The 3,690-nt window shown below is 70.2% G+C and carries 5 protein-coding genes; 2 read left to right on the top strand and 3 right to left on the bottom strand.

The window, feature by feature from the left end:
- The 3 genes from VF330_RS26025 to VF330_RS26015 form a co-directional block, all read right to left on the bottom strand.
- The coding region (locus VF330_RS26025; protein WP_330854305.1) for a transposase at positions 1-258 on the bottom strand (258 nt) is incomplete at its 3' end.
- A 23-nt stretch (positions 259-281) separates the two neighbouring features.
- Positions 282-845, bottom strand: coding sequence for an ester cyclase (locus tag VF330_RS26020; RefSeq protein WP_330854304.1), 564 nt, complete (start codon positions 843-845; stop codon positions 282-284).
- Between the two features lie 9 nt (positions 846-854).
- On the bottom strand, positions 855-1,925 hold the full coding sequence (locus VF330_RS26015; RefSeq protein ID WP_330854303.1) for a hypothetical protein: 1,071 nt from the start codon (positions 1,923-1,925) through the stop codon (positions 855-857).
- An 85-nt stretch (positions 1,926-2,010) separates the two neighbouring features.
- Between VF330_RS26015 and VF330_RS26010 the strand changes: the two genes are divergently transcribed.
- Positions 2,011-2,670 carry a TetR/AcrR family transcriptional regulator gene (locus tag VF330_RS26010; protein ID WP_330854302.1) on the top strand — a complete coding sequence of 220 codons (660 nt, stop codon included), beginning with the start codon at positions 2,011-2,013 and terminating at the stop codon, positions 2,668-2,670.
- Between the two features lie 25 nt (positions 2,671-2,695).
- Positions 2,696-3,526 (top strand): phosphatase PAP2 family protein, encoded by an 831-nt coding sequence (locus VF330_RS26005; RefSeq protein WP_330854301.1) that lies wholly within the window; start codon positions 2,696-2,698, stop codon positions 3,524-3,526.
- Positions 3,527-3,690: the final 164 nt, after the last annotated feature.

The raw sequence follows: 3,690 nt of genomic DNA, 5'->3' as shown, positions 1-3,690 counted from the left end.
CCGGTCCCACGTCCCGTCCGCGGTCCACTTCCGCAGCCGCTCGTGCGCGGTCTTCCACGGGCCATACCGTTCCGGCAGGTCACGCCAGGGCGCACCGGTGCGTTCCTTCCACAGGATCGCGTTGATCACCTGACGGTGGCTGCGCCACCGCCCGCCTTGCTGCCCGCTCTGCGCGGGCAGCAACGGCGCGATCACAGCCCAGGCCTTGTCCGTCAGCTCACCACGTCCGACCACGCACCATGATCTGCACACGATCATGAGAAAGATCCGCAGGACACGCCCTAGTCGTCCAGCGAGGGCGGGGTCGTCTCGGTGAGGCGGGGATCCGGCTTGCCGCCGGCCATCGCGAGCATGCCGCGCACGACCTGCAGCAGCTTCGCGATCCCGCTCGGCTTCCTGCGGTCGATCCCGCCGACCACCTGCTTCAGGACGGACAGCTGGTCGAAGTAGATCCGCTCGGTCACCAGGTTCTCGTCCGCGTCGAAGATGAAGTACGCGTTCATGCGCGTGCGGTGCTTGCCGCCGGTCGCCGGGATCTTGCCCAACGGCCCGAGGTGCGTGCCGATGAGCCAGAACTCCACGATCACGGCGTCCACGCTGTGCCGGAACGAGATCAGCTCGTGGTGCTGGTCGGGGAACGCCACGCGCGTGTCGGTGTAGTACTGGCGCACCGCGGCGTCACCGTCGTGGACGACCATCTGCGCGATGACCTCGTAGTGCGGGTGCGGGAACGTCGACAGCGTGGCGTCCCAGTCGTGCGCCACCTCGTCGCGGAAGTGGTCGAGCACGAGCTTTTCGCGCGCCCGCAGGACTTCCTCGGACGGCAGGACGAAACGGGATGACATCAACACTCCTCAGTGGACGATGCGGCCGTGGCTGAACGTCGGCGTGGTGCCGGGGTTGGTCCACGCGCCGGTGAGCTCGCTGGAGGGGAAGAACTGGAGGAACCGCGGGTCGGCCTGGCTGCGGTCCGCGATCGTCTTCTCCAGCACGATCGAGTTGTACTGGTCGGCGGTGGTCTCGACGGTGTTCGCGTTGAGCACCACCTCCTGCTGCCACCGCCGCGACCAGGAGGCGAGGCCGGGCAGTGCCGAGTGCTCCGGCGTCAGTGCCTCCGCGGCGATGACGTTCTCGCTGCTCACCCAGATGCCGGTCGAGGTGTTGACGACCAGGCTCTGGTTGCCGAACACGTGGCCGGGCGTCGCGATCACGGCGACACCGGGGCCCAGGACGACCGAGCCGTCGATCGGCAGGAACGCCTCCGCCGGCACGTCCGCATAGGTCGACGGCTGGTACCAGGGCTTCTGCAACGGGTGCAGCTCGGCCATCGCGGCCAGCTCGTCGCGCTGCACGACCACCTTGGCGTTCGGGAACAACGCCGGCGTGGCCGAGGTGCCGATCCAGCGCCGCAGGTCCTGGGTGTGCAGGTGGTCGAACATCAGGTAGTCGACCTGCTCGGGCGCGATCCCGAGCTGTTCGAGGTGGCCGGGGACGGTGCCGTGGACCTTGACCATGCGCCGTTCGACGACGTCGGGCGTGCGGCCGGAGAGGTCCTCGAAGTACGGCGTGTACCGGCCGCGCTCGTGGTCGCTCGGCTCGAACAGCAGCACGCGCTCGCGGCCGTCCTCCCGCCACCGGATCACCAGCATCCGGTTGGTGATCGACAGGAACGGCGCGATCGCCCGCGACGCCCTGAACAGGCCGAACCGCGTCGGGTAGGGCAACGTCACCAGGTCGCGCGTGACGATGCTCTCCGGTGTCCCGGTCGTGGCGAACTCCCGCCGGAACGCCTCACCGCGCTCGCGGGCGACCCGCAGCCGTGCGCCGGGACCGCCTTCGACGGCGGACAGGCCGGCCAGCGTGTCGATCCCGGTCCCGATCGTCGGCAGGTCCGCCGCGTCGGTCGTTCCCCACGGGAAACGCATCACCCCTCCAATATACCCACGGTGTGGGTTAATGCTGCCGAAGATTAAACCCACGGTGTGGATATCCGCAAGGCACAATGACCGCATGACCGAGACCCGCCGCGGCCGCCCGCGCACCCCGCTGCTGTCCCGCGAGTCGATCGTCGCGGCGACGTTGCGGGTCATCGACGCCGAGGGCGTGGCGGGCGTCGGCATGCGGTCCGTGGCACGCGCCCTCGGGGTGGACGCGAAGAGCCTCTACAACCACGTCGACGGCAAGGACGGCCTGCTCGACGCCGTCACCGAGCAGCTGCTGGGCGGTCTGGTGCTGCCCGCGCCCACCGGCGACTCCCGGCACGACCTGCGGGCCATCGCGTTGGCCTTCCGGGAACGCGCGCTCGCCCACCCCGCCGCCGCGCCGCTCGTGCTGACCCGCCAGCTGGCGTCGCCGGAGGGGCTCAAGCCCGTCGACGCCGTGCTGGCGGTGCTGCTCGCCGCCGGCGCGGCGCCGGACCAGGCCGTGCACCTGCTGCGGATGCTGCTCGCGACGTTGATCGGCACGCTGCTGCGCGAGGTGTCGGCGGCACCGGCGTTCGGGGGCGACGACGGGGCGCGGCGCGCGGTGCTGGAGGCGTCCGGGCTGCCCGCCGTGGTGGCGACGGCGGCGCACCTCGCCGAGTTCGACCGCGCGGCCGAGTTCGAGTGCGCCGTGGACCTGGCGGTCACCGCCGTGCTGGCCCGAATCGATCTTCGAACTGCGCGTTAGGCCGAACGGCGGCAGACTCGCCGGGATGACTCTTCGACGGTGGCCCGTGATCGCGGCGGCGGGGTTCGTCTTCGCCGCGGTGGTGTACGTGCTCGCGGTGCTCACGAAGGCCGGCCAGACCATCGAGAACGCGGCGTTGCGCGGCGCCGACCAGGACCACGTGTCCGAGACGGACGCCGCCTGGACCGCGCTCGGCCGGATCTCGATCTACTCGCTGGCGGCGGCCGTGCTGGTCGTGGCGCTGATCGGCGTGCTGAGAAAGCGCTGGGACCTCACGATCGCGGCGGTCGGTGTGATCGTCGCCGGTCAGCTCGTCGTGCAGGCGCTCAAGCGGTTCGTCCTGCCCCGGCCGCGGCTCGTCGAGGTCACCGGCGACTACGCGCACAACAGCCTCCCGAGTGGACACACGACGATCGCGATGACCGTGCTGTTCGCGGCGGTCATCGTCGTGCCGTGGAAGTGGCGCGGGGTGATGCTGTTCTTCGTGCTGCCGTGGGCGACCGCGATCGGCCAGTACACGCTCATCGCGAAGTGGCACCGGCTCAGCGACACCCTCGCCGCCGCCGGCATCTCGCTCGCCGTCGCCGCACTGGCTTCCTGGTGGCTGCAGCGCAGGGGATCGCTGGAGCCGTACACGGGGCCGCGCCGGGTCGGCCGGGTGGTGCTGGTGGTGTTCTGGTCGGCGGTCGCCGCGGCGTGGCTGGTGATCGGCGGCATCCTGTGGGTGTTCCCACTGGCGAAGGAAGGTCTGAACGCCGACGAGTGGGTCATCTACCTGGGCGCGTGCTCTCTCTCGTCGGCCGGGTCGCTGCTCGCCGCGCTGACCTTCCTGGCGTGCTGGCGCCGAGTCCACTGAGACGTCTCATTTCGGCAACCAGTTGATCTCCCGCGCGTCCTGGCATGTGGAGAGGTTTCCGAAGAAGGGGACAAGACGTTGAGTTTCAACCGACGTGCGGTGCTCGCGCTGGGTGCTGGAGCGGCACTGGCCATGGCCGTACCCGCCACGGCGCAGGCCTCACC

Origin of the sequence: Lentzea sp., from assembly GCF_036380075.1 — a bacterium.
GTDB lineage: Bacteria > Actinomycetota > Actinomycetes > Mycobacteriales > Pseudonocardiaceae > Lentzea.
Note: the sequence above shows the minus strand (reverse complement) of the source record. Positions and strands in the feature narration are given on the sequence as shown.